This window comes from Streptomyces sp. NPDC015144 (assembly GCF_043079735.1).
Lineage (GTDB): Bacteria > Actinomycetota > Actinomycetes > Streptomycetales > Streptomycetaceae > Streptomyces.
The window spans coordinates 174022-194329 of record NZ_JBIBUU010000011.1 but is presented as its reverse complement, the minus strand read 5'-3'; the positions used below and the strand labels follow the sequence as shown (position 1 = coordinate 194329).

The following is a 20308-nucleotide window of genomic DNA, read 5'->3' as shown; positions in this document are numbered from 1 at the left end:
CCTGGCGCGGGGAGAGCGCCAGGGGCCCCTTGTCCGGGTGGGCGGTGCTGCGGTGTGCGGGTCACACCGCCCGGGGAAGGCGGTCCGGTGTCCCGGCCAGGGCCGCTTCGGCGTCGTGGCCGAGGACCCAGTCGACGTTCTCGGCGTCGAGGCGGCGCCGGGCGGCGTCCCCCGGCTGCTGCCCGGTCCGGGAGCCGAGCTGCACGCGGGTGGTGTGCGGGCGGCGTGCCCGTTCGTAGCGGTGCAGTGCGGCGGTGATGCCGTCCGCGCCGGGCGCCGCCTCCTGGAGGCAGACGGCGAGCGCCACGGCGTCCTCGACGGCCTGGTTGGCGCCCTGTCCGTGGTGCGGGAGCATCGGGTGGGCCGCGTCCCCCAGCAGGGTGGTGCGGGCGGTGCTCCACCGCTTCAGCGGTTCGCGGTCGTACAGCGCCCAGCGGCGTACCTCCCCCGCCGCGTCGGCCAGTGCGCGTACGGCCGGGTCCCAGCCGGTCAGGACGGCGGCCAGGTCGGTGCGGTCGCCGGCGCTGGTCCACGACTCGGCGGCGCCCTCGGCGGCCGGGGTCACCACGACGAAGGTGAACTGCTGTCCGCCGGCGACCGGGTAGAGCAGGACGCGGGCGCCGGGGCCCGCGTACATGTACATCAGGGCGGGGTCCAGTGCGGGCAGGTCGGCGGCGTCGGCCAGGCCGCGCAGGGCGCTGTTGCCGGAGTAGACCGGGGTGTCGTCGCCCGCGAGGGTGCGGCGGACCACCGAGTGCATGCCGTCCGCGCCGATCAGTACGTCGGCGTGGGCGTCGGTGCCGTCCGCGAAGTGCAGGACGACGCCGTGCCCGGTCTCCTCGTACCGGACGAGTTCCCTGCCGGTGTGGACGCGCTCGGCGGGGACTTGTGAGGCCAGCATCCGGTGCAGGTCGCCGCGGTGCACGGTGTAGTACGGGGCGCGGAACCGCTGCTGCCATGCCTCGCCCATCTCCTGGCGGGCGACGAGGGCGCCGTTGTGGAAGGCCCGTATCTCCAGTGCCTCGGGGCGCACCGCGCTCCTGGCCAGCTGCGGGCCCAGGCCCAGGCGCTGGAGCAGCCGGGTGCCGTTGGGGCCCAGGTGCATGCCGACGCCCTGTTCGCGCAGTTCCTCCCCCCGTTCGTGGACCTGGACGTCCAGGCCGCGGTGGTGGAGGGCGGCGGCGGCGGTCAGGCCGCCCAGTCCCGCGCCGGCGATCGCGATGCGCGGGGTCATCGGTGGTCCCGGGGGTTCTCGAAGGACTCGAAGGATTCGAAGGCGTCGAAGTCGTCGAATCCGGTGAAGTCGTCGGTGTCGTCGAAGGGGGTGGTGCCGAGGGCGAGCAGGGCGGCCGTCTCGTCCTGTCCGGTCAGTTCGACGTCGGTGATCCGGGTGTCGGGGTCGGTGACGGCCGCGGTGAGCATCCGCTCGTATCCGTCGGCGAACCGTTCGACCGTGGCGTGGTCGAAGAGGTCGGTGTCGTAGGAGAAGACGGCGGTGATGCCGTGGGGGGTCTGCTCGATGCGCAGCAGCAGGTCGAGCTGGCCCTCCTGCTGGGGGACGTCGACCAGGGCGATGTCCAGTCCCTTGTAGGTGATGGACGGGCCGATGGTCTGTCCGGGCGGGACGTTGGGGACCGGTGGGTCCATCCGGTCCATCTGGACCAGGAACAGTGCGGTGCGGAAGACGGTGGCCTGGGGGAAGGCCAGGGCGCAGGGGTAGCGGACGTTGACCATGCCGCGCATGACCCGTTCGCCGGCCAGTGCGGCGGTGGTGCGGAAGGTGCTGTGGGGGGCGAACTCGGCGCGTACGGGCATGGTGTTGAGGTAGCAGCCGATCACGTCGCGCTGTGCCTTGCCCATGCGGCTGGTCGCGGGTACTCCGAGGACGAACTCCTCCTGGCCGGTCCAGCGGTGGGTGAGGGCCTGGAAGACGCCGAGGAGGTAGGCGAACGGGGTGACGCCGGCGGCGTCGGCGGCGGGGTCGATGCCGCGGGCGCAGGCCGGGTCCAGGACGCGGACGACGGTGCCGCCGCTGAGTGAGCGGACCGCGGGGCGCGGCCGGTCCGGCGGGAGCTGTGCGGCGGGTGCCCCGGCGACCGATTCGCGCCACCGGTCCGCGCCGCGCCGTCCCGCCTCGGAGGCGGTGTGGCGCAGTTCCTCGGCGGTGTGGTCGGTGTAGGAGCCGGGGATGGGGCGCCAGGCCGGGGCGGTGCCGGAGGCGATGGCGGTGTAGGCGTCGAGCAGGTCGCGTACGAGGAGCCAGCGTGAGGTGAAGTCGCTGACGATGTGGTGGGCGGCGGTGACCAGGACCCACTCGTGGTCGGTGCGGCGCAGCAGGACGACCCGGAAGGCGCCGGATTCCAGGCGGAAGGGGCGGGCGCCGGCTTCCTGTGCGGCCTGGCGCAGGGCTTCGTCGTCGAGGGGGCCGAGGTCGTGGAACTCCATGGTGACCAGGGCGTGTTCGGCGGGGGTGCGGACGGGTGCGCCGTGGTGTTCGGTGAAGACGGAGCGCAGGAGTTCCTGGCGTTCGCCGACGGCGGTGACGGCCCGGGCCATGGCGGCCGGGTCGAGGGGGCCGCGCAGCAGCAGGGGCATGACGATGTTGTAGGAGGCGCTGTGGGGTGCGACGCGGTACGCGGTCCACATGGCTTCCTGGACGGCGGTGAGCGGGAGGGTGCTGCCGGCCGTGGCGGGTTGGGTGGTGGTGGTGTTCATCCGCAGCCTCCCGCGTGGCTCATGTCGGTGGTGCGGCCCGCGGCGGGCGCGGCGGGCGGCTCGGCGGTGGCGGGGGCGGGGGTGGGGGTGGGGGTGGGGGTGAAGGAGGCGGCGAAGGCGGTGACGCGGTCCAGGCCCCAGTAGGGTTCGGCGCCGTTGATGAAGTAGGGGACGCCGAAGACGCCGTCGCGGTGCACGTCGAGCAGGGCGCGTACGCCCTGTTCGCGCAGGAGGGGGTGGTGGGGGGCCTGGGCGGCCTCCGTTGCGTCCAGGCCGATCTCCTCGGCGAGTTCGCGCACCACGTCGGGGTCGCAGATGTCGCGTCCTTCCAGCCAGCGGGCGCGGCCGGCGCGTTCGACCCAGGTGCGGCCCAGTCCTTCGCGTTCGGCGAGGAACCAGGTCAGGTGGGCCGGCTCCCACCAGGGTGTGCGGTCCACCGGCCAGGTCAGTTCCAGGCCGCGGTCGGCGGCGAGTCTGCGGACGTCGCGCAGGATGTAGAACTGTTTGGCCCGGGACATCGGGTGGAACGGGAACGCGGCGCCGGGTGATGCCTGGGCGAGGAGTTTCTCGCTGGTCGGGTCGGGTTCCCAGAACGGGCGCCATTGGACGCGGTCGAGGAGTTCGGGGTGGTCGCGTTCCAGGTCGGCGAGGGCGAAGAAGTTGTAGGGGCTGCGCAGGTTGAAGTAGAAGCGGGGCGGCTTGGCGGTGCGGGCGGTCACGGCGGGCTCCTGGGCGTGGCGGGCGGGGCGGGGCGGTGGTCTGTGCCGGGCGCGCTGCGGGGGCGCGGGGGCGGGGTCAGACGACCAGGCCGCCGTCGATGGAGAAGACCTGTCCGGTGATGTACGCGGCGCGGTCGGAGGCGAGGAACGCGACGAGTTCGGCGACCTCCTCGGGTTCCCCGAACCGGCCGAGCGGGATGTTCCTGGTCATCTCCTTGGCGTACTTCTCGGAGAGTGTGCCGGTCATGTCGGTGCGGATGAAGCCGGGTGCCACGGTGTTGGCGCGCAGTCCGGCGCGGCCGCCCTCCTTGGCGAGGGCCTTGGTGAAGCCGATGATCCCGGCCTTGGAGGCGGAGTAGTTGGTCTGGCTCGCCTGGCCCCGGGAGGCGATCGAGGAGAGGGTGATGACGGTGCCGCGGCGGCGTTTCATCATGGGGAAGACGAGTGCCTTGGCGAAGTTGTAGGTGCCGTCGAGGTTGGTGCGCACCACGGCGTCCCAGTCGTCGTCGGTGAGGGTGGCGAGGTTGCTGTCCCGGACGATTCCGGCGGCGGTGACGAGGGTGTCGACGGGGCCGAGGGTGTCCTCGGTCTCGGCGACGAAGGCGCGTACGGTGTCGCGGTCGGTGACGTCGAGGCGGCCGGTCAGGGTCCGGGCGCCGTGTTCCCGGGCCGTTTTCGCGGCGAGTTCGGCCGCTTCGGCGCGGGACTGGTAGCACAGGGCCACGTCGTATCCGTCGCGGGCCAGGACCTCCACGACGGACCGTCCGATGCCGCGCGATCCGCCGGTGACGAGGGCCACCGGTCTGGGGGTGTCGGACATGGTGGGTGCCCTTTCTGCGAGTGCGGTTCGGGTGGTGGGTCAGCCGAGGCGGAGGAGGGCGGCGCCGACGGTTCCGTCCCGGTCGACGGCGGTGACCAGGGCGAGCCGGTTGGCGAGTGCGGGGCGGGTGTCGGCCGCAGCGAGGACGGCGGCGAGCTGGAAGGCGGCGCCGGCGGCGGTGGCGTCGCCGACCAGGGGGCGGATCGCGGTGCGGGGGGCGGTGAGGCCGTCCAGGGCGGCGGTCTCCTCCTTGCCGAAGACGCCGGGCGGGGTGCCGGGGGCGATGAGCGCGAGGTCGTCGGGGGTGGCTCCGGCGGCGGCCAGGACCTCCTCGACGCAGTGTCTGAGCACGGCGGAGGCACGGGGTGTGTCGCGGAAGGCCCGGAAGCGGCAGCCGAGCACGGTGGCGAGGGCGGTGCGTCCGCCGTCGCGGGCCGCGGCCCCGCTCTCCAGGAGGAAGAGTGCCGCGCCCTCGCCGAGCGGTTCGGGGGCGGTGCCGCCGTGGTCGGCGACGTGCTCCAGCCGGGCGCGCTGGACCGAGAACTCCTCGGCGGCGCCTGCCAGGAGTGCGGTGGCGTGGCCGCCGCGCAGGAGCCGGGAGGCGTAGTTGAGGGCGAGGAGTCCGGTGGCGGCGCCGCCGGAGACGGTGACGTTGGGGCCCTTGAGCGTGTGCCGGATGGCGCTGTGTCCGGTGGGGCAGTTCATCACGGTGTTGGGGAATCTGGCGGGGTCGACCAAGTAGGGCGCTTTGCCGGTGAGGGCGTCCCGGGTGAAGTCCATGATCGATTGGACGCTGCCGGAGGTGCCCAGGACCAGGCCGGTGCTCTCGGGGGTGTCGGCCAGTCCCGTTCCGTACTCGTCCAGGAGCATGCCCACGGTGGTGGCGGCGATGGCGGTGACCCGGTCCATGGAGCGGGTGCCCTTGCGGCCGAGGACGGCCCTGATGTCGAAGCCGGGGATGAGTCCGGCCTCGTCGTAGGGGACCGGCCAGGATGTGGTGTCGAGGGTGTGGACGGCGCGCTGTTGCTCGCGCAGTCCGGTGGTGAAGGCGTCCCGGCCCAGTCCGTAGGGCGAGGACACGGCCCAGCCCGAGACGACCAGGTCCTGCGCGGTGGTGACCGCGTCGGCTGACATTGCGTTCGACTCCTCTCAGGCCGCGTCGGGCCGGTTCACGCCGCTGTGCGGGCGGGCGGGGTCTGGGCGGGGGGTCCGTCCCAGTGGCCGAGCATCAGGACCGCGTTGTTCCCGCCGAAGGCGAGGCCGTTGTTCTGCACGACCCGCAGCCGGGCCTCGACCGCCTGGTTGGGTACGCAGTCGACCGCGCACTCGGGGTCGGTGGTGCGGTGGTTGATGGTGGGCGGGATGAATCCCTCCCGCAGGGCCAGGGAGCAGGCGGCCGCGGCCAGGGCGCTGGCGGCGCCCATGGTGTGGCCGATCATCGACTTGATCGACACGGTGCGCGGGAGGTCGTCGCCGAAGACCTGCCGGATCGCGCCGACCTCGGTGACGTCGTTGGCCCTGGTGCCGGTGCCGTGGGCGGAGATGAAGTCCACGTCGGACGCCTCGATGCCGGCGTTGTGGTGGGCGGCGGTGATGCAGCGTGCGATGGAGTCCCGGTCGGGTGCGACCGGGTGGCTGGCGTCGCAGGACAGTCCGTAGCCGAGGACCTCGGCGTAGATGCGGGCGCCGCGGGCGCGTGCGGACTCCAGGGATTCCATGAGGAGGATCCCGGCGCCCTCGCCGGTCAGGATGCCCTGCCGGTCGGCGTCGAAGGGGCGGCAGACGTCGGGGGCGATGGTGCCGAGCCGGTAGAAGCCGGTGAAGGTCTTGCGGCACAGTGCGTCGGCCCCGCCGCAGAGCGCCATCTCGACGTCGCCGGAGCTGATGGCGTCGTAGCCGGAGCCGACCGCGTAGTTCCCGGCCGCGCAGGCGGTGGGGACGGTGACCGTCTCCACGTCCTCCAGGCCGAGTTCGCGGACGATGCCGGCGGAGAGCCGGCCGGGCCACACCCGGCGGGCGACGGTGGCGTCGAGCCGGTCCTCGCCCTCGGCGACCTGGAGGCCGATGAGATGGTCCAGGTCGCGGGACTCGCCGTCGGTGGTGCCGACCGAGACCAGGGTGCGTCTGGCCCGTACGTCGTCCTCGGTGAGTCCCGCGTCCGCGACCGCCATCCGGGCGCCGGCCACCGCGAACTGCGCGGCCCGGCCGAGCTCGTCGGCCCTCAGGTCGCGCAGCCACTGCCCGGGGTCGAAGTCGGTGACCTCGCAGGCGTTGGAGTACGCGAATCCGGTGGTGTCGAAGGCGCCGATCGGCCGGGCACCGCTGCGTCCGGCGCGCAGGCCGGCGGCGAAGGCGTCCACTCCGATGCCGATGCTGGTCACCACGCCGAGCCCGGTGATCACCACCCGGTGGCGGGCGGCCGTGCGCGGCGCCGTGCCGTCCGTCGCCCCGCTCACTTTCCCTCGGCCTCCGCGACCACGGCGTACACGCCCGCCAGGTTGACCATGCGGCTGAGCTCGGCCTGCTCCAGGACGAGGCCGAAGTTGCGCTCCAGGGAGGCGAGGATCTCGATGGTGCGCAGGGAGTCGGCGTCGTGCTCCTCCTTGAAGAGGCTGGTGTCGGTGACCTCGTCGAGTTCGAGTTCGAGGATGTCGCAGACGATGTCCTTGATCTCGGCCTTGCGCGCGGTGTCGAGGTCGGTGATCTGGGCGGTCATGTGGTGCCTCCGGTTCTCGGTTCGGATGTCCCTGTCCGGGATCTCGCGGGGAGGGAATTTGCCCGGGACGGGATTTCTCTGTTCAGGTGGTGCCGGGCTTTCGGGAGACTTTCGTCCCGGTGCCGTTCCCTCCGATGGAAAAAATTCTGCGGCAGAACGCTATTACTGGGCTATATCGGCCAGTTGGCCCACGGCCCGGGCGTCGTCCGGCCCGTCCCACAGGTGGGCGACGTCGCCGAAGTGCCGCCGTACCCAGGTGTCGTCGTAGATGGTGTCGAGGTAGCGGTCGCCGCCGTCGGGCAGCACGATCACCACGTTGGAGCCGGGCGGTATGCCGGGGGCGAGGCGGGTCAGGGCCGCGACGACCGCGCCCGAGGAGCCGCCGGCGAGGATCGCCTCGCGGCGTACCAGGGTGCGGCAGCCCACCACGCAGTCGAGGTCGCCGACGTGCACCACCCGGTCCGCGTCGGAGCGCCGCAGCAGTTTCGGTGCGACGGACGCGCCGTGGCCGGGCACCAGGCGGGCGCAGTCGACGGGTGGGCCGAACAGCACGCTGCCGAGGGCGTCGACCGCGTTGACGGTGGTGCCCAGGCGGTGGCGGCGGATGTACTGGGCGCAGCCGCCGAGGGTGCCGCTGGTGCCGGCGGCCACGACGAGCTGGTCGACCTTGCCGTCGAGGGCTTCGGTGATCTCCTCCATCGTGGTCTCGTGGGCCCGCCGGTTGAGCGGGTTGGCGTACTGGTCGGGCCAGTAGGCGTGGGGGGTGGTCGCGACGAGTTCGGCGACCCGGTGCAGCCGGGCGGGCAGCAGTTGTCCGGTGGCGGGGTCGGGTTCGGTGATGATCTCGACCTCGGCCCCGTAGGCCCGCAGGATCGCGATGTTCTGCCGGGTGGTGCGGGTGTCCACCACGCAGACGAGCCGCAGGCCGTAGTAGCCGCAGATCTGCGCGAGCCCGATCGCGAGGTTTCCGGAGCTGGACTCGATGACCGTCGACCGGCCCGGGACGAGTTCCCCGGACCTGATCTTCGTGGCCACCATGTTCAGTGCGGAGCGGTCCTTGACACTGCCGCCGGGGTTGAAGCGCTCCACCTTGGCGAACACCCGCGAGGTGGACCCCGGCACCAACCGTTCGAGCTCTACGAGCGGGGTTCCTCCCACGGTGGAAAGGATGCCTTTCAGCCCCGTCTCCGGCTCCCGTTCTGTGCGCGCCATGTGATGCGGCCATCCTCTGCTGGGAGATACGAGTGCGGAATGAACAGGGCCAGACTGCGCCCGCGCGCTATACGCCCTCCATAAGGGCGCCGGGCGGCGCACGGTGCGGGGCCGGCCGCCGGGCGCGTCGAATGCGGGGGCCCAGCGATCTCATTCAGCCTTTTCCTCCGGCTTATAGAAATGCCGTAGATATTCTGCCGATTCTGGCCATCCCCACAGTTCCGCCACCACCACTCCGGCCAGAAGAGGAATTCGATATGACGGGCACCTCCACCGCAACAGACAACGCCATCAAGAAGGTCGTGATCCTCGGCGGCGGTACGGCCGGCTGGATGACCGCCGCCTATCTCGGCAAGGCCCTCCACAACACGGTCGACGTCACGGTGCTGGAGGCGCCCTCCATTCCGCGTATCGGTGTGGGCGAGGCCACCGTGCCGAATCTGCACCGTGTTCTCTTCGACTTCCTCGGGATCGCGGAGGAGGACTGGATGCGTGAGTGCAACGCCAGTTACAAGATGGCGGTCCGTTTCATCAACTGGCGTACGCCGGGCCGGGGTCAGAGCGGTCCGCGCGAGCTCGACGGGGGCGGTTCCGACCACTTCTACCACCCGTTCGGCATCAGCCCGGAGCACGACGGCATTCCGATGTCGCACTACTGGTTCAAGAACAGGTTCGAGGGGAGGACAAAGGAGCCGTACGACTACGCCTGCTTCCGCGAGGCGCCGCTGATGGACGCCAAGAAGGCGCCGCGGTTCCTGGACGGCACCTCCCCCACCCGGTACGCGTGGCACTTCGACGCGGCGCTCGTCGCGGACTTCCTGCGCCGGTTCGCGACCGGGAAGCAGGGTGTGCACCACGTCCAGGACGAGATGACGCGCGTCGAGAAGGACGGGCGGGGCTTCGTGAAGGCCCTGCACACCAAGGAGGGGCGGGTCCTGGACGCGGACCTGTTCGTGGACTGCTCCGGCTTCCGCAGCCTGCTGATGAACCAGGCGATGGAGGAGCCCTTCGTCGACATGAGCGACCAGCTGCTGTGCGACCGCGCGGTGGCCACGGCCGTCCCGCACGACGACGACGCCCACGGGGTGGAGCCGTACACCTCGGCGATCGCGATGTCGTCGGGGTGGACGTGGAAGATACCGATGCCGGGCCGTTTCGGGACCGGTTACGTCTATTCCAGCCGGTTCACCACGCAGGAGGAGGCCACCGCCGAGTTCTGCGAGCTGTGGGGCCTGGACCCCGAGACCACCGAGTTCAACCACGTGAAGTTCAGGGTCGGGCGCAACCGCCGCGCCTGGGTGAAGAACGTCGTCGGCATCGGCCTGTCCGGTGCCTTCCTGGAGCCGCTGGAGTCGACCGGCATCTACTTCATCACGGCCGCGGCCTACCAGCTGGCGAAGCACTTCCCTGACAAGACGTTCAACCAGACCCTGGTCGACAACTTCAACAAGGAAATCGAGGTGATGTTCGACGACACCCGTGACTTCATCCAGACCCACTTCTACTTCGCGCCGCGTACCGACTCGCCGTTCTGGCGCGCCAACAAGGAGCTGAAGCTCCCCGAGAGCATCCGCGAGAAGATCGACGCGTACAAGGCGGGGCTCCCGGTCAATCCCGCGGCCACCGACGACACGACGTACTACGGGAATTTCGAGGCGGAGTTCCGTAACTTCTGGACCAACGAGCGCTATTACTGCATCTTCGCCGGTCTCGGTCTGGAGCCGGACGCGCCGCTGCCGATCCTCGCCCACAAGCCGGAGTCCGTGGCCGCCGCGCAGGCCATGTTCGCGCAGGTCAAGAAGGAGCAGAAGGAGCTCCTCAACTCGCTGCCGAGCACCCACGAGGCGCTCCGCAGGCTGCACGGCAAGTAGCCGTGCCGCTCCGCGTCGCCCGGCAGCCGGGTCCCCTCTCCGGCCGGCTGCCGGGCCCGCGGCACACCCTCGAAGGAGAATCCATGACCGACCGGCCCGTTCCGGAAGCCGACATACGCCCGCTGATGGGCGGTTTCCCCTCCGGTGTCTCCGTGGTGACGGCGCTCGGCGCCGACGGCACGCCCCGCGGGATGACCTGCAGTTCGCTGGCGAGCGTGGCGCTGGGTCCGCCGACGCTGGTGATCTGCCTGCGCACCGCGAGCCCCACCACCCAGTCCGTGCTGTCCAGTGGGCAGCTGGCCCTCAATCTGCTGCACGAGCAGGCGCAGGCCACCTCCGACCTGTTCAGTTCCGGCAACCCCGACCGGTTCGCGCTGAGCGAGTGGCGGCTGCCGCTGGGCGCGGGCGGACCGCATCTGACGCAGGCCGCGCACGCCGTCGCCGACTGCACGGTGGCCGGTACCCGGGAGGTCGGGGACCACACCGCCGTCTTCGTCCGGGTGCGGCGGTTCACCGCCGACGAGAGTGCCCAGCCGCTGCTGTACGGGCGGCGCCGCTACGCACGCTGGTCGCACGCCACGGCGCCGGCCAGGGAAGGAGCCGGCCGTGTCGGCACATGACCCGCTGCCCGATCTGCTGATCGCCGTCCCGGTCGTCATCCTGGTGTGCCAGGCGGGGGCCCAGCTGTTCCGCAGGTTCGGCCAGCCGCCGGTCATCGGCGAGATCACCCTGGGCATCATGCTGGGGCCGTCGCTGCTGGGCTGGGTCTCGCCCGCGGCTCAGGCCTGGCTGTTCCCCGAGTCGGTGCTGCCCTACATCGGCGCCCTGGGCAACCTCGGCCTGCTGGCCTTCATGTTCCTGATCGGTCTCGAACTCGATCTCGGCACGCTGCGCGGGCATCGGGGAACCGCCGTCGTGGTCAGTCAGGCGAGCATCGCCCTGCCGCTGGTGCTGGGCTCGCTGCTGGCCCTGGCGATGTTCGGCACGTTCGCGCCGCCGGGCGTGGGGCGGTTGCCGTTCGTGCTGTTCATCGCCGTGTCGATGAGCATCACCGCGTTCCCCGTGCTCGCCCGGGTCCTCACCGACCGCGGTCTGCTCGGTACCCGGATCGGGTCGCTGGCCATGGCGTGCGCGGCGGTCGACGACGTGACCGCCTGGTGCCTGCTGGCGGCGGTCGTCGCGGTGTCGACGAGTGGTTCACCGGCCGAGGCGCTGACGACGGCGGCGCTGGCCGCGGCCTTCCTCGCCGTCATGGTCTGCGTGCTGCGTCCGCTGCTCGCCCGCTGGGCGGGGCGGGCCGAACGGGCCGTGGACGGGGTGGTCCTCGTCGTCCTGTTCAGCGGCCTGTGCCTCTGCGCGCTGGCCACCGACCGGATCGGTGTGCACGCCCTGTTCGGCGCTTTCGTCTTCGGTCTGGTCACTCCTCGGGGGTCGGCGGTCATCGAGCACTGCGCGGCCCGGCTGCGCGCGTTCTCGGTACCGGTGCTGCTGCCGCTGTTCTTCGTCTCCACCGGGCTGCACACCGATGTCTCACTGCTGGCCGGCGACCCGGTCCAGTGGCTGTGGGCGCTGGCGGTCCTGGCCGTCGCGGTCCTCGGCAAATGGGGTGGGAGCACGGGCGGGGCCCGGCTCTCGGGCCGGTCCTGGCGCGATTCCCTGGCGATCGGGGCGCTGATGAACTGCCGGGGCCTGACCGAGCTGGTGGTGCTGAACCTGGGGCTCGAACTCGGTGTGATCGGCCCCGATCTGTTCACCATGCTGGTGCTGATGGCGCTGGTCACCACCGGCCTCACCTCGCCGGCCCTCTCCTGGATCCGGCGCGAGAGGCTCGGCGGCTCCCGGCGCGCGAAGTCCGGGCCGCCGGGGACGGGCGACGCGGACCGGGAGCGGTCCTTGGCGCTCGGGGCCACCACCGCCCGGTGACCGCGCGGACGGGGTCGCGGCCGCGCCCCTGCCGGCCCCCCCGGGCGGGCCGTGCCCCTGCCGGTCCCCCGGGCGGGCCGTGCCACGGCACCGTCCGCCCCCGGCTCCCGCCCCCTGGGTGTCCGCGTCATGCCGCGGTGGCGACCCGGGCGGCCGGGGCCGTGCCGGCCGGGGTGCACGGGGCCGAGGTGGCCCGTACCCACCGCTCGAGGGTGCCGGCCGCGGCGCCGGAGTCGATCGCCCGGCCCGCCGCTTCCACCGCCCAGCCCAGGCGTTCGGTGACGGTCCGGCCCCCGGCGGGTTCGCCCGCCACGAGCGCGGCGCCCGCGGAGAGCAGCACCGCGTCGCGGACCGGTCCGCGTTCGCCGTCCAGGACCCGGCGGGCGACGGACGCGTTGTAGGCGGCGTCCTGCCCGCGCAGTGCCTTAAGGGGGGCGCGGGCGATCCCCAGGTCGCGGGGGTCGAACCGTTCCCGGCGGACGGCGCCGTCGTCGACGCAGAGCACGGTCGACGTGGTGGTGACGGTGAGTTCGTCGAGGCCGTCGTCGCCGCGGAAGACCAGGCCCCGTCCGCCGGCCCCGGCCAGGGCTCCGGCGATCAGCGGCTGCAGCCGGGCGTCGGCGACCCCGACCGCCTGCGCGGTGGGGGACGCCGGGTTGGTCAGCGGGCCCAGCGCGTTGAAGACGGTCGGGATGCCGAGTTGTCTGCGCGGGCCGGCCGCGTGGCGCATCGCGGGGTGGAAGTCCGGTGCGAAGCAGAAGGTGATGCCGGCCTCGTCGGCCACGGCGGCGATCCGTTCGGGCGGCAGCCGCAGGGTGACGCCCAGGGCCTCCAGGACGTCGGCGGAGCCGGAGGCCGAACTCGCCGCCCGGTTGCCGTGCTTGACGACCCGTGCCCCGGCCCCCGCGGCGACGATCGCGGCCATCGTGGAGATGTTGACCGTGCGTGCCCCGTCGCCCCCGGTGCCCACCACGTCGACGGTCCTGCCCGGCACGTCGATGTGTACGGCATGGGCCAGCATCCCGTGGACGAGTCCTTCGAGCTCGCCCACGGTCTCGCCCTTGGCCCGCAGGGCCACCAGGAAGCCGGCGATCTGCGCGTCGGTCGCCCGGCCCCGCATCACCTGGTCCATCACCCAGGCGGTGTCGAGGGCGGTGAGGTCCCGGCCGTCGAGCACCTGTCCCAGCAACGGGGGCCAGGAACGTTCCTGTTCGGGTGGTGTGGCGCTCACTGGTCTTCTCCTTCTGGGGTCGGGCGGCGCTGGGGTCAGGCGGCGCTGGGCGCCGGGTGCCACGGGTCGTCCGTGACCCGGTCCTGGGCGGACACCGGGGCGGGGTGCCACGGGTCGTCGGCGACCAGTCTTCGGACGGACGCGGTGTTCGGGTGCCAGGGGTCGTCCAGCGGGGTGGCGGAGGCGGTGACGGCCGATCCGGTGTGCGGTGCCCGGCCGGCCTCCGCGGCGGCCTGCGCGGTGGCCTGCACGGTGGCGAGGACCGCCGCGGAGGCGAGGGCGAGGGCCAGGGTCCGCCGGGTCTTTTTGGTGATCGCGTCGAGCTTCATGATTCTTTTCCCCCTATGAACTGTTGCGGTTCGTTCCGACATCCAGAACATTAGGAAGGGCCTGCTTCGAATCATTATCGCGAGGACTTCCCCTTACCAGGCACAGCAATATATTCGATATAACCGCTGCTCAGCGCCTTGCGGACGTGGATATTCCAGTCGTTCGATGGGTGCGGTCAAGGGGGTTGGTCTCATTTTCCGGGCGGGCCGGTGAACGCGTTGCGTATTTGGGCCGCATCCCGTGCGGGGGCGGCCCTGGAGGCGGCCGTCAGGAAGTTGTCCAGGAGCCGCATCCCGCCGGCGGTGGTGATGGACTCGGGGTGGAACTGCACCCCTTCCACGGCGAGCGTGCGGTGCCGCAGCCCCATCACGTAGCCGTCGTCCTGGGCGTGCGCGGTGGCGGTCAGCGGGGGCGGCAGCGGTTCGTCGGCGATCAGCGAGTGGTAGCGGGTGGCGGTCATCACCGGTTCCAGTCCCTCGAACACTCCGGCGCCGTCGTGGCGCACGGGGCTGGTCTTGCCGTGCTTGAGCCGCCCGGCCACCCGGACCCGGCCCCCGTACGCCAGGCAGATCGCCTGGTGGCCCAGGCAGATGCCGAGCAGGGGGACAACCCCGGCGAAGGTGCGTACCAGTTCGACGTGGCCCGAGTCGGCCGGGTTGCCGGGGCCGGGGCCCAGGACGACCGCGTCCGGCCCAAGGGCGGCGAGCTGGTGCGGGGTGCGGGTGTGCGACCGCACGACGTCGGTGTCGGCGCCCAGGGTGCGCAGGTACTGGTCGATGATGTGGGTGAAGCTGTCGTAGGCGTCGACGAGCAGGACCTTCACGGCAGCAGCTCCTGACCGGTCAGCGACCAGTAGGCCGCGCCCATCTTGTGGAGGGTCTCGCGCCATTCGGAGGGGGGCGAGGAGTCGGCGACGATGCCCGCGCAGCTCTGGGTGGAGTAGGTGTTGGTGCGGCCGTCGTGCACGATCGTGCGGATGCACAGGGCGAGCTGGCTCCAGCCGCGCAGGTCGATGAGGCCGACGGCGCCCGCGTACATGCCGCGCGGTTCGCTCTCCAGTTCCTCGATGATCTCCATGGCGCGGATCTTGGGTGCGCCGGTGACGGTGCCCGCGGGGAAGGTGGCGCGCAGCACGGACCAGGTGTCGTGGCCGGGGGCGAGGGTGCCCTGGACGGTGGAGACGAGGTGGAAGACGTGGGAGTACGTCTCGACGGTCATCAGGTCGTGCGCCCGCAGGGTGCCGGGCAGGCAGACCCGGCCGATGTCGTTGCGGCACAGGTCGACGAGCATGACGTGTTCGGCGCGTTCCTTCTCGTCGGCGACGAGCCGGGCGACGCGGGCGGCGTCGGTGCGGGGGTCGCCGCTGCGGGGTGCGGTTCCGGCGATGGGCCGCATGACGACGTTGCCGCCCTGGGTGCGGAAGAGGACTTCGGGGCTGGCGCCGATGACGGTGCGCGGGCCGCGCGGGAGGAGGTACATGTACGGGGACGGGTTGCGCTCGCGCAGCCGGCGGTAGACGTCGAAGGGTTCGAGGTCGGTCTCGACGTCGATGCGGTGGCCGATCTGGATCTGGTAGATGTCGCCGACGCCGATGTGTTCCAGGCAGCGCCTGGTCCGTTCGAGGAAGGTCTGTTCGTCGCAGGTGTCCCGGACGGAGTGCGGGCGGGGTGCCCGGGGCGGGGGCTGGTGGGCCGGGCCGGCAGGGGGCGGGGCGGCTGCTGCGGCGGGGGTTTGGGGGCCGGGGTCGGGGTCGGGGTCGGGGAAGGCGTCGCTGTGGGCGGTGAGTCTGCGGACGGTGCCGGGCTGGGGGCCGTACCAGATGGTCTCGCGGAACAGGGCGAGGACGATGTCGGGTTCGTCGTGGTCCCGCTCCCCGCGGTCGGGGAGGGTTTCCATGTGCCAGGCGGAGCCGTAGCCGAGGGTGGCGAGGAATCCGAAGGCGTAGCTGTCGTGGGGGCGGGTGGTCTCCACGGTGAACAGGTTCTGGACGGTGCGCAGCAGGTGCCAGAGCTGGTCGCGGTGGAGGAGGCCGCGTTCGTTGCCGGGGCGGGGGGTGAGGCCGAGGGTGTCGGCGGCCGCGAGGGTGGCGGTGACGAGGGTGTCGGTGCCGTCGACGGCGATGTGGTCGGTGTGGACGCGGATCTCGGCGAGCAGTCCGTGGCCCACGACGGTGGCGCCGGGGTCCTGTCCGGGGCCTTCGCGGCTTTCGAGGAGGAAGACGTCGTGTGCGGGTCGTGCGTGCAGTGCGGCGTACAGGTCGAGTGGTTCGTGGGGGGTGAGGGCGGTCTCCTCCACGCGTACGGTGATGGGCCGGGGGCCGGGGCCGGTGGGGCGGGGCGGGCTGTCGAGCAGGGTGGTCATGGTCGTCTCCTCTCAGCCGTACCGGCGTGTCTCGTGGAAGAAGCCGTCCACGACGGCGAGTTGGCCGTCGGCGCGCAGGGTGTCGTGGATGTGTCTGCCGAGCGCGAGGTCCAGGACGCCGAGTCCGAAGGGGGAGAAGACGACGGGGCGGTCGTGGGGGATCTTCAGGTCGCCGGTGAGTACGTCGTACAGGGTGCCGTCGATGAATTCCCGGTTGCCGGTGGTCTGTTCGGTGAGGTGGGGGGAGGTTTCGGCCTTCAGGCAGTGGTCGATGTCGTCGACGATGTTGGTGGCGGAGAGGATCACTTCGGGTGACAGGTCGCGCAGGGACACGTGCAGGACCAGGGGGTTGTGGGTGAACCATGCCGGGTCGGTGACGTGGGGGGCGGCGGCGACGGTCGCGAAGACGACGAGGTCGCTGGAGCGGATGAGGTGTTCGGGGTCGGTGTGGAGGGTGATGGTGCCGTTTCGGCCCTCGTGTTCGAGGTGTCGGGTGAAGCCGTGGGCGTGTTCGTCGGACAGGTCGTGGATGTGGGTCTCTTCGAAGGTCCAGCCGGTGCCGGTGAGGTACTGGTGGATGAATCTGGCGATCAGGCCGGTGCCGAAGAAGCCGATGCGGCGTGGCCGGTCGCGGCCCTGGCTGAGCCGGTCGGCGGCGAGGGCCGCGGAGGCGGCGGTGCGGGCGGCGCTGATGATGGAGCTTTCCAGGCAGGCCAGGGGGTAGCCGGTGGTGGGGTCGTTGAGGATGAGGACGGCGGAGGCGCGGGGGATGTGGGCTGCGGTGTTGCCGGGGAAGCTGGAGATCCATTTGATGCCGTCGACGGGTGCGGGGCCACCGAGGGAGGCGGGCAGGGCGATGATGCGTGAGGCGGGGCGGTCGGGAAAGCGCAGGAAGGAGGAGGGCGGGTTGACGGTGTCGCCCGCGCCGTGCGCGCGGTAGGCCGACTCGACCAGCCGGACCACTTCCTCGTGCCGGCCGTCGAGGACTCGGTGCACCTGTGCGCCGGGTATCACGGCGAACGAGGGCACCTCGGGGTTGGGCGGCATCACTGACTCCACAGCTCTTGAAGGGGGGAACAGAATTTCTGTGATGACGCTAGGCATCCGGCTTATCGGCGTGCTATCGGCGGATTAAGCGGGCCCCGTTCCGTGGCCTGGGGGGCGGGTCCTGGAATACGGCCGTCCCCCTTTTTTTCTTTCAAGGGGGCCGCCCCCCCCCGGCGGGGTTGTGGCCGGGGGTTGGGGGCGGCCCCGTTCGGTTCCGGCGGGGGTGTGGGACGGCCCCCTGTTTTTTATTCGGTGGCCGGGGTGTTCGGGGGGAGGTGCGGCACGGGGTTGGGGAGTGTTTCCGGGAAGCCGCCGAGTTCCCGGGCGACCTCGTCCTGCCAGTGTGTGGCCCCTCTGCGGGTGAACAGTTCCCTGGCGCCCAGGAGTTCGGTGCGGGCCTCCTCCTCCCGGCCCAGTTCCCTCAGGAGTACGCCGAGTTTCAGGCGGATCGATCCCTCGACCACGGGGCTGTCGAGCCCGCGGGCGACCTTGCGGCCCTGGACGTAGGCGGTCTCGGCCGATTCGAGGGCGCCGAGCGCCACCCGGGCCTGGCCGAGTCCGTACAGGGCGTGGGCGAGGCCGTGGGTGTCGGCCTTGGCGCGGGAGAGTTCCTCCACCCGCAGGTAGGTGTCCTCGGCCTCCTGTGCCCGTCCGGACAGGAGCTGTGCGCTGCCCAGCCGGTACAGGCACTGGGCGAGGCTGCGTGAGGCGACGGGCCGCATGGATTCCGCGACCCGGACGGCGTCCTGGGCGTGGGCGAGGCTGGCTTCGTAGTTGCCCCGGTCCAGTTCGAGCTGGGCCATGTTCTGCAGGACGGAGGACTGCGAGGACAGGTCGCCGGCCTCGCGGAAGATGGGCAGGGCCGCGCGCAGCCGGCCGGCCGCGGCGTCGGGGTCGCCCTGGAGGCGGTGGACGACGGCGAGGTTGCGCAGGACCAGGGCGCGGCCGAGTTGTCCGTCCGGGTCCGCGTAGAGTGCCAGGGCTTCCTCGAAGCGGGCCCTGGCCTCGTCCATGCTCTGGCGCATCAGTGCGGCGGCTCCGGTGTGGTGGAGCATGACGGCCTGGCCCAGGCGGTCGCCGGCGGCTTGTGCCGCGGCCAGGGCGTGTGCGGCGCAGCTCTGCCAGTTCTCCACGTAGCTGCGGGTCTCGAAGAGTACGGAGGCGCAGGCCGTGAGGTCCCAGGCGAGGTCGGCCATGCCGGTCCGGGCCGCTTGTTCGACCATGCCGACCAGGCAGAGGCGTTCGGCCTCGAACCAGGCGAGGGGGTCGGCGAGGAGTTCTTCCAGCAGGTCGGTGTCGACGGCGGCGGGGGCGGCGGTGCTGTGGACGATGCCGAACTCCCCGCCGCTCTCGCGGCGGTGTGCCTCGCGGGCGATGGTCAGCGCGGTGCAGAAGACGCGCCGGCAGGCGTCGCGGCGGTCTTCGTCCGATTCCTCGTCGCGGGCGCGTTCGGCGGCGTACAGGCGCAGCAGGTTCTGGAAGCGGTAGCGCAGCCGGCCGGTCGGGTCGACGCCGACGACTTCCAGGAACTGGGTGTCGACGAGGTCTTCGAGGAGGAGTTCCGCGTCGATCACGTCGGTGTCGAGGAGTGCGGCGGCGGCCCAGGAGGTGAAGTCCGGTACGCGGGCGAGGCCGAGGCGGCGGAAGAGGCGGGCGGCGTCGGTGGAGAGGTAGCGGTAGCTGAGTTCGAATCCGGCGCGTACCCGGGACTCGCCCTGGCTGAGTTCGTCGAGTCTGCGTCGTTCGTCGCTGAGTCTGGCGACCAGGTGGCGTACCGACCAGTGTGATTTGGAGGCGAGGCGGGCGGCGGCGATGCGCAGGGCGAGCGGGAGGCGGTCGCAGAGTTCGACGAGTTGGTCGGTGTCGGTGCGGGCGGTGGTGATGCGTTCTTCGCCGGCGATCCGGGCGACGAGGGCGACGGCGGCGTCGGGGGGCAGGACGCCGAGGTGGACGCGGGCCTCCTGGGGCCAGGTGACCAGTTGTTCCAGTTGGTCGCGGCTGGTGACCAGGGCGCAGCTGGTTCCGCTGCCGGGGAGGAGGGGGGCGACCTGGGCGTGGGTGCGGACGTTGTCCAGGACGATCAGTGCGCGGCGTTCGGCGAGGAGGCTGCGGTAGAGCGCGATGCGTTCTTCGAGGGCTTCGGGGATCTGCTGGCCGGGTACGCCGAGCGAGCGCAGGAAGCGGCCGAGGACGTCGGAGACGGATGCGGGTTCGTGCTGGCCGTCGTAGCCGCGCAGGTCGGCGAAGAGGCGTCCGTCGGGGAAGTGGTCGGCGGCCCGGTGGGCCCAGCGCAGGGCGAGGCCGGACTTGCCGACTCCGGCGACGCCGGTGATCAGGCCGACGGTGGGGGTCTGGAGGGTGGTCCCGGACTCGGTCATCAGTGCGTCCAGGGCGGTGAGTTCTTTTTCGCGTCCGGTGAATCCGGGGACGTCGGGGGGGAGTTCGGAGGGGACGACGGCGACGTCCGGCGGGGTGGTGTCGGTGACGAGGACGGGTCCGTCGGCGGGGGTCAGCGAGGGGTCGTCGCGCAGGACCAGGTCGTGGAGTTCCTGGAGGTCGGGTCCGGGTTCGAGTCCGAGTTCCTCGATGAACCGCTCGCGTGCCTCGCGGTAGGACTCCATGGCCTCGGCGCGGCGGCCGGCCCGGTACTGGGCGAGCATCTGGTGGTAGCGGGTCCGTTCGCGCAGGGGGTTGTCCTGCACGATCCCGCGGAGTTCGGGCAGGAGTTCGTAGTGGCGTCCCAGGGCGAGCTGGACGGCGGTGGCGTCGTCGTAGGCGTTGAGGCGGTGTTCGCCGAGCCGGCCGGCTTCTTCCTCGACGAGCAGTCCGGACACTCCGGCGAGTGCGGGTCCGCGCCACAGGTCCAGGGCGCGGCGGTAGTGGCGGGCGGCGTCCTTGAGGCGCTGTTCGCGTACGTCGGTCTCCGCCTGGGCGACGAGGTCGGTGAACTCCACGGAGTCGATGTAGTGGCTCTCGGCGTCGAGGAGGTATCCGGGGTGGGTGGTCACGATGGTGTCGTCGGCGGCGCCCTGGGCCTTGAACGTCTTGCGGAGGGCTGCGATGACGATGGCGATCTGGGTGCGGGCGGTGGCGGGCGGGTTCCCGTTCCACACTTCGTGGACCAGGGTGTCCACCGGCACGGTCCGGCCGGGGTTGAGTAACAGCAGGGCGAGGGTGGTCCGTTGGCGGGCACCGCCGATGACCACCTTCCGCTCACCCGATGTCACCATGAGTGGGCCTAGGATTTTGAACAAGAACCGTTCCCCCACCGGGCCTCCCGTTTCCCCCACCCCGAGGCAATTCCGGGGGCCAGATTACCCGGCCAGGAGTTCGAAACGGGTGATCGGGGACGAACTCTCGGTG

The 20308-nt window shown here is 71.7% G+C and carries 17 protein-coding genes; 3 read left to right on the top strand and 14 right to left on the bottom strand.

The genetic code is table 11. The features are described 5' to 3' along the window. Nucleotides 1-61: 61 nt before the first annotated feature. From ACF08W_RS20365 to sbnA, 8 genes are all read right to left on the bottom strand, one after another. Nucleotides 62-1234 (bottom strand): FAD-dependent monooxygenase, encoded by a 1173-nt coding sequence (locus ACF08W_RS20365; protein ID WP_392280072.1) that lies wholly within the window; start codon nucleotides 1232-1234, stop codon nucleotides 62-64. Beyond that, on the bottom strand, nucleotides 1231-2715 hold the full coding sequence (locus ACF08W_RS20360; RefSeq protein WP_392280071.1) for a condensation domain-containing protein: 1485 nt from the start codon (nucleotides 2713-2715) through the stop codon (nucleotides 1231-1233). Before ACF08W_RS20360 ends, ACF08W_RS20365 begins: the two co-directional genes overlap by 4 nt. Continuing rightward, entirely contained in the window at nucleotides 2712-3434 is a 723-nt protein-coding gene (locus tag ACF08W_RS20355) for a 2-hydroxychromene-2-carboxylate isomerase (protein WP_392280070.1), read from the bottom strand. The genes ACF08W_RS20360 and ACF08W_RS20355 overlap by 4 nt, the downstream gene beginning before the upstream one ends. Nucleotides 3435-3510: 76 nt before the next feature. Next, nucleotides 3511-4254 (bottom strand): 3-oxoacyl-ACP reductase FabG, encoded by a 744-nt coding sequence (gene fabG, locus ACF08W_RS20350; RefSeq protein ID WP_385213142.1) that lies wholly within the window; start codon nucleotides 4252-4254, stop codon nucleotides 3511-3513. A gap of 39 nt (nucleotides 4255-4293) precedes the next feature. Then, the gene (locus ACF08W_RS20345; RefSeq protein WP_392280069.1) at nucleotides 4294-5388 is read right to left on the bottom strand and encodes a beta-ketoacyl synthase N-terminal-like domain-containing protein; all 1095 of its coding nucleotides are present in this window, start codon (nucleotides 5386-5388) and stop codon (nucleotides 4294-4296) included. Between the two features lie 35 nt (nucleotides 5389-5423). After that, nucleotides 5424-6710, bottom strand: a complete 1287-nt coding sequence (locus ACF08W_RS20340; RefSeq protein WP_352280142.1) for a beta-ketoacyl-[acyl-carrier-protein] synthase family protein — start codon at nucleotides 6708-6710, stop codon at nucleotides 5424-5426. After that, nucleotides 6707-6970 carry an acyl carrier protein gene (locus ACF08W_RS20335; RefSeq protein ID WP_352280141.1) on the bottom strand — a complete coding sequence of 88 codons (264 nt, stop codon included), beginning with the start codon at nucleotides 6968-6970 and terminating at the stop codon, nucleotides 6707-6709. Before ACF08W_RS20335 ends, ACF08W_RS20340 begins: the two co-directional genes overlap by 4 nt. A gap of 162 nt (nucleotides 6971-7132) precedes the next feature. Further along, nucleotides 7133-8182, bottom strand: a complete 1050-nt coding sequence (sbnA, locus tag ACF08W_RS20330; protein WP_385213153.1) for a 2,3-diaminopropionate biosynthesis protein SbnA — start codon at nucleotides 8180-8182, stop codon at nucleotides 7133-7135. Nucleotides 8183-8439: 257 nt separating this feature from the next. Here sbnA and ACF08W_RS20325 point away from each other — a divergent pair, with 257 nt between their 5' ends. The 3 genes from ACF08W_RS20325 (at nucleotide 8440) to ACF08W_RS20315 (ending at nucleotide 11976) form a co-directional block, all read left to right on the top strand. Beyond that, nucleotides 8440-10053 carry a tryptophan halogenase family protein gene (locus ACF08W_RS20325; protein WP_352280139.1) on the top strand — a complete coding sequence of 538 codons (1614 nt, stop codon included), beginning with the start codon at nucleotides 8440-8442 and terminating at the stop codon, nucleotides 10051-10053. Nucleotides 10054-10136: 83 nt separating this feature from the next. Continuing rightward, nucleotides 10137-10673, top strand: a complete 537-nt coding sequence (locus ACF08W_RS20320; RefSeq protein WP_385213155.1) for a flavin reductase family protein — start codon at nucleotides 10137-10139, stop codon at nucleotides 10671-10673. Beyond that, a complete protein-coding gene (locus tag ACF08W_RS20315; RefSeq protein WP_392280068.1) occupies nucleotides 10660-11976 on the top strand; it encodes a cation:proton antiporter in 1317 nt (438 codons plus the stop codon). Before ACF08W_RS20320 ends, ACF08W_RS20315 begins: the two co-directional genes overlap by 14 nt. A gap of 127 nt (nucleotides 11977-12103) precedes the next feature. Here the strand turns inward: ACF08W_RS20315 and trpD are convergent, their stop codons facing one another. The 6 genes from trpD to ACF08W_RS20285 all read right to left on the bottom strand — a co-directional run bounded on the left by trpD (nucleotide 12104) and on the right by ACF08W_RS20285 (nucleotide 20175). Next, entirely contained in the window at nucleotides 12104-13207 is a 1104-nt protein-coding gene (trpD, locus tag ACF08W_RS20310) for an anthranilate phosphoribosyltransferase (protein WP_392280067.1), read from the bottom strand. Nucleotides 13208-13242: 35 nt separating this feature from the next. Continuing rightward, nucleotides 13243-13536, bottom strand: coding sequence for a hypothetical protein (locus ACF08W_RS20305; RefSeq protein ID WP_392280066.1), 294 nt, complete (start codon nucleotides 13534-13536; stop codon nucleotides 13243-13245). Between the two features lie 191 nt (nucleotides 13537-13727). Beyond that, nucleotides 13728-14360 (bottom strand): anthranilate synthase component II, encoded by a 633-nt coding sequence (locus ACF08W_RS20300; protein ID WP_392280065.1) that lies wholly within the window; start codon nucleotides 14358-14360, stop codon nucleotides 13728-13730. Beyond that, nucleotides 14357-15898, bottom strand: coding sequence for an anthranilate synthase component I family protein (locus ACF08W_RS20295; RefSeq protein WP_385213170.1), 1542 nt, complete (start codon nucleotides 15896-15898; stop codon nucleotides 14357-14359). The genes ACF08W_RS20300 and ACF08W_RS20295 overlap by 4 nt, the downstream gene beginning before the upstream one ends. Nucleotides 15899-15910: 12 nt before the next feature. After that, complete coding sequence (gene sbnB / locus ACF08W_RS20290) at nucleotides 15911-16945, bottom strand: 2,3-diaminopropionate biosynthesis protein SbnB (RefSeq protein ID WP_392280064.1); 1035 nt, start codon at nucleotides 16943-16945, stop codon at nucleotides 15911-15913. Between the two features lie 245 nt (nucleotides 16946-17190). Further along, entirely contained in the window at nucleotides 17191-20175 is a 2985-nt protein-coding gene (locus tag ACF08W_RS20285; protein ID WP_392280063.1) for a BTAD domain-containing putative transcriptional regulator, read from the bottom strand. Between the last annotated feature and the right edge of the window lie 133 nt (nucleotides 20176-20308).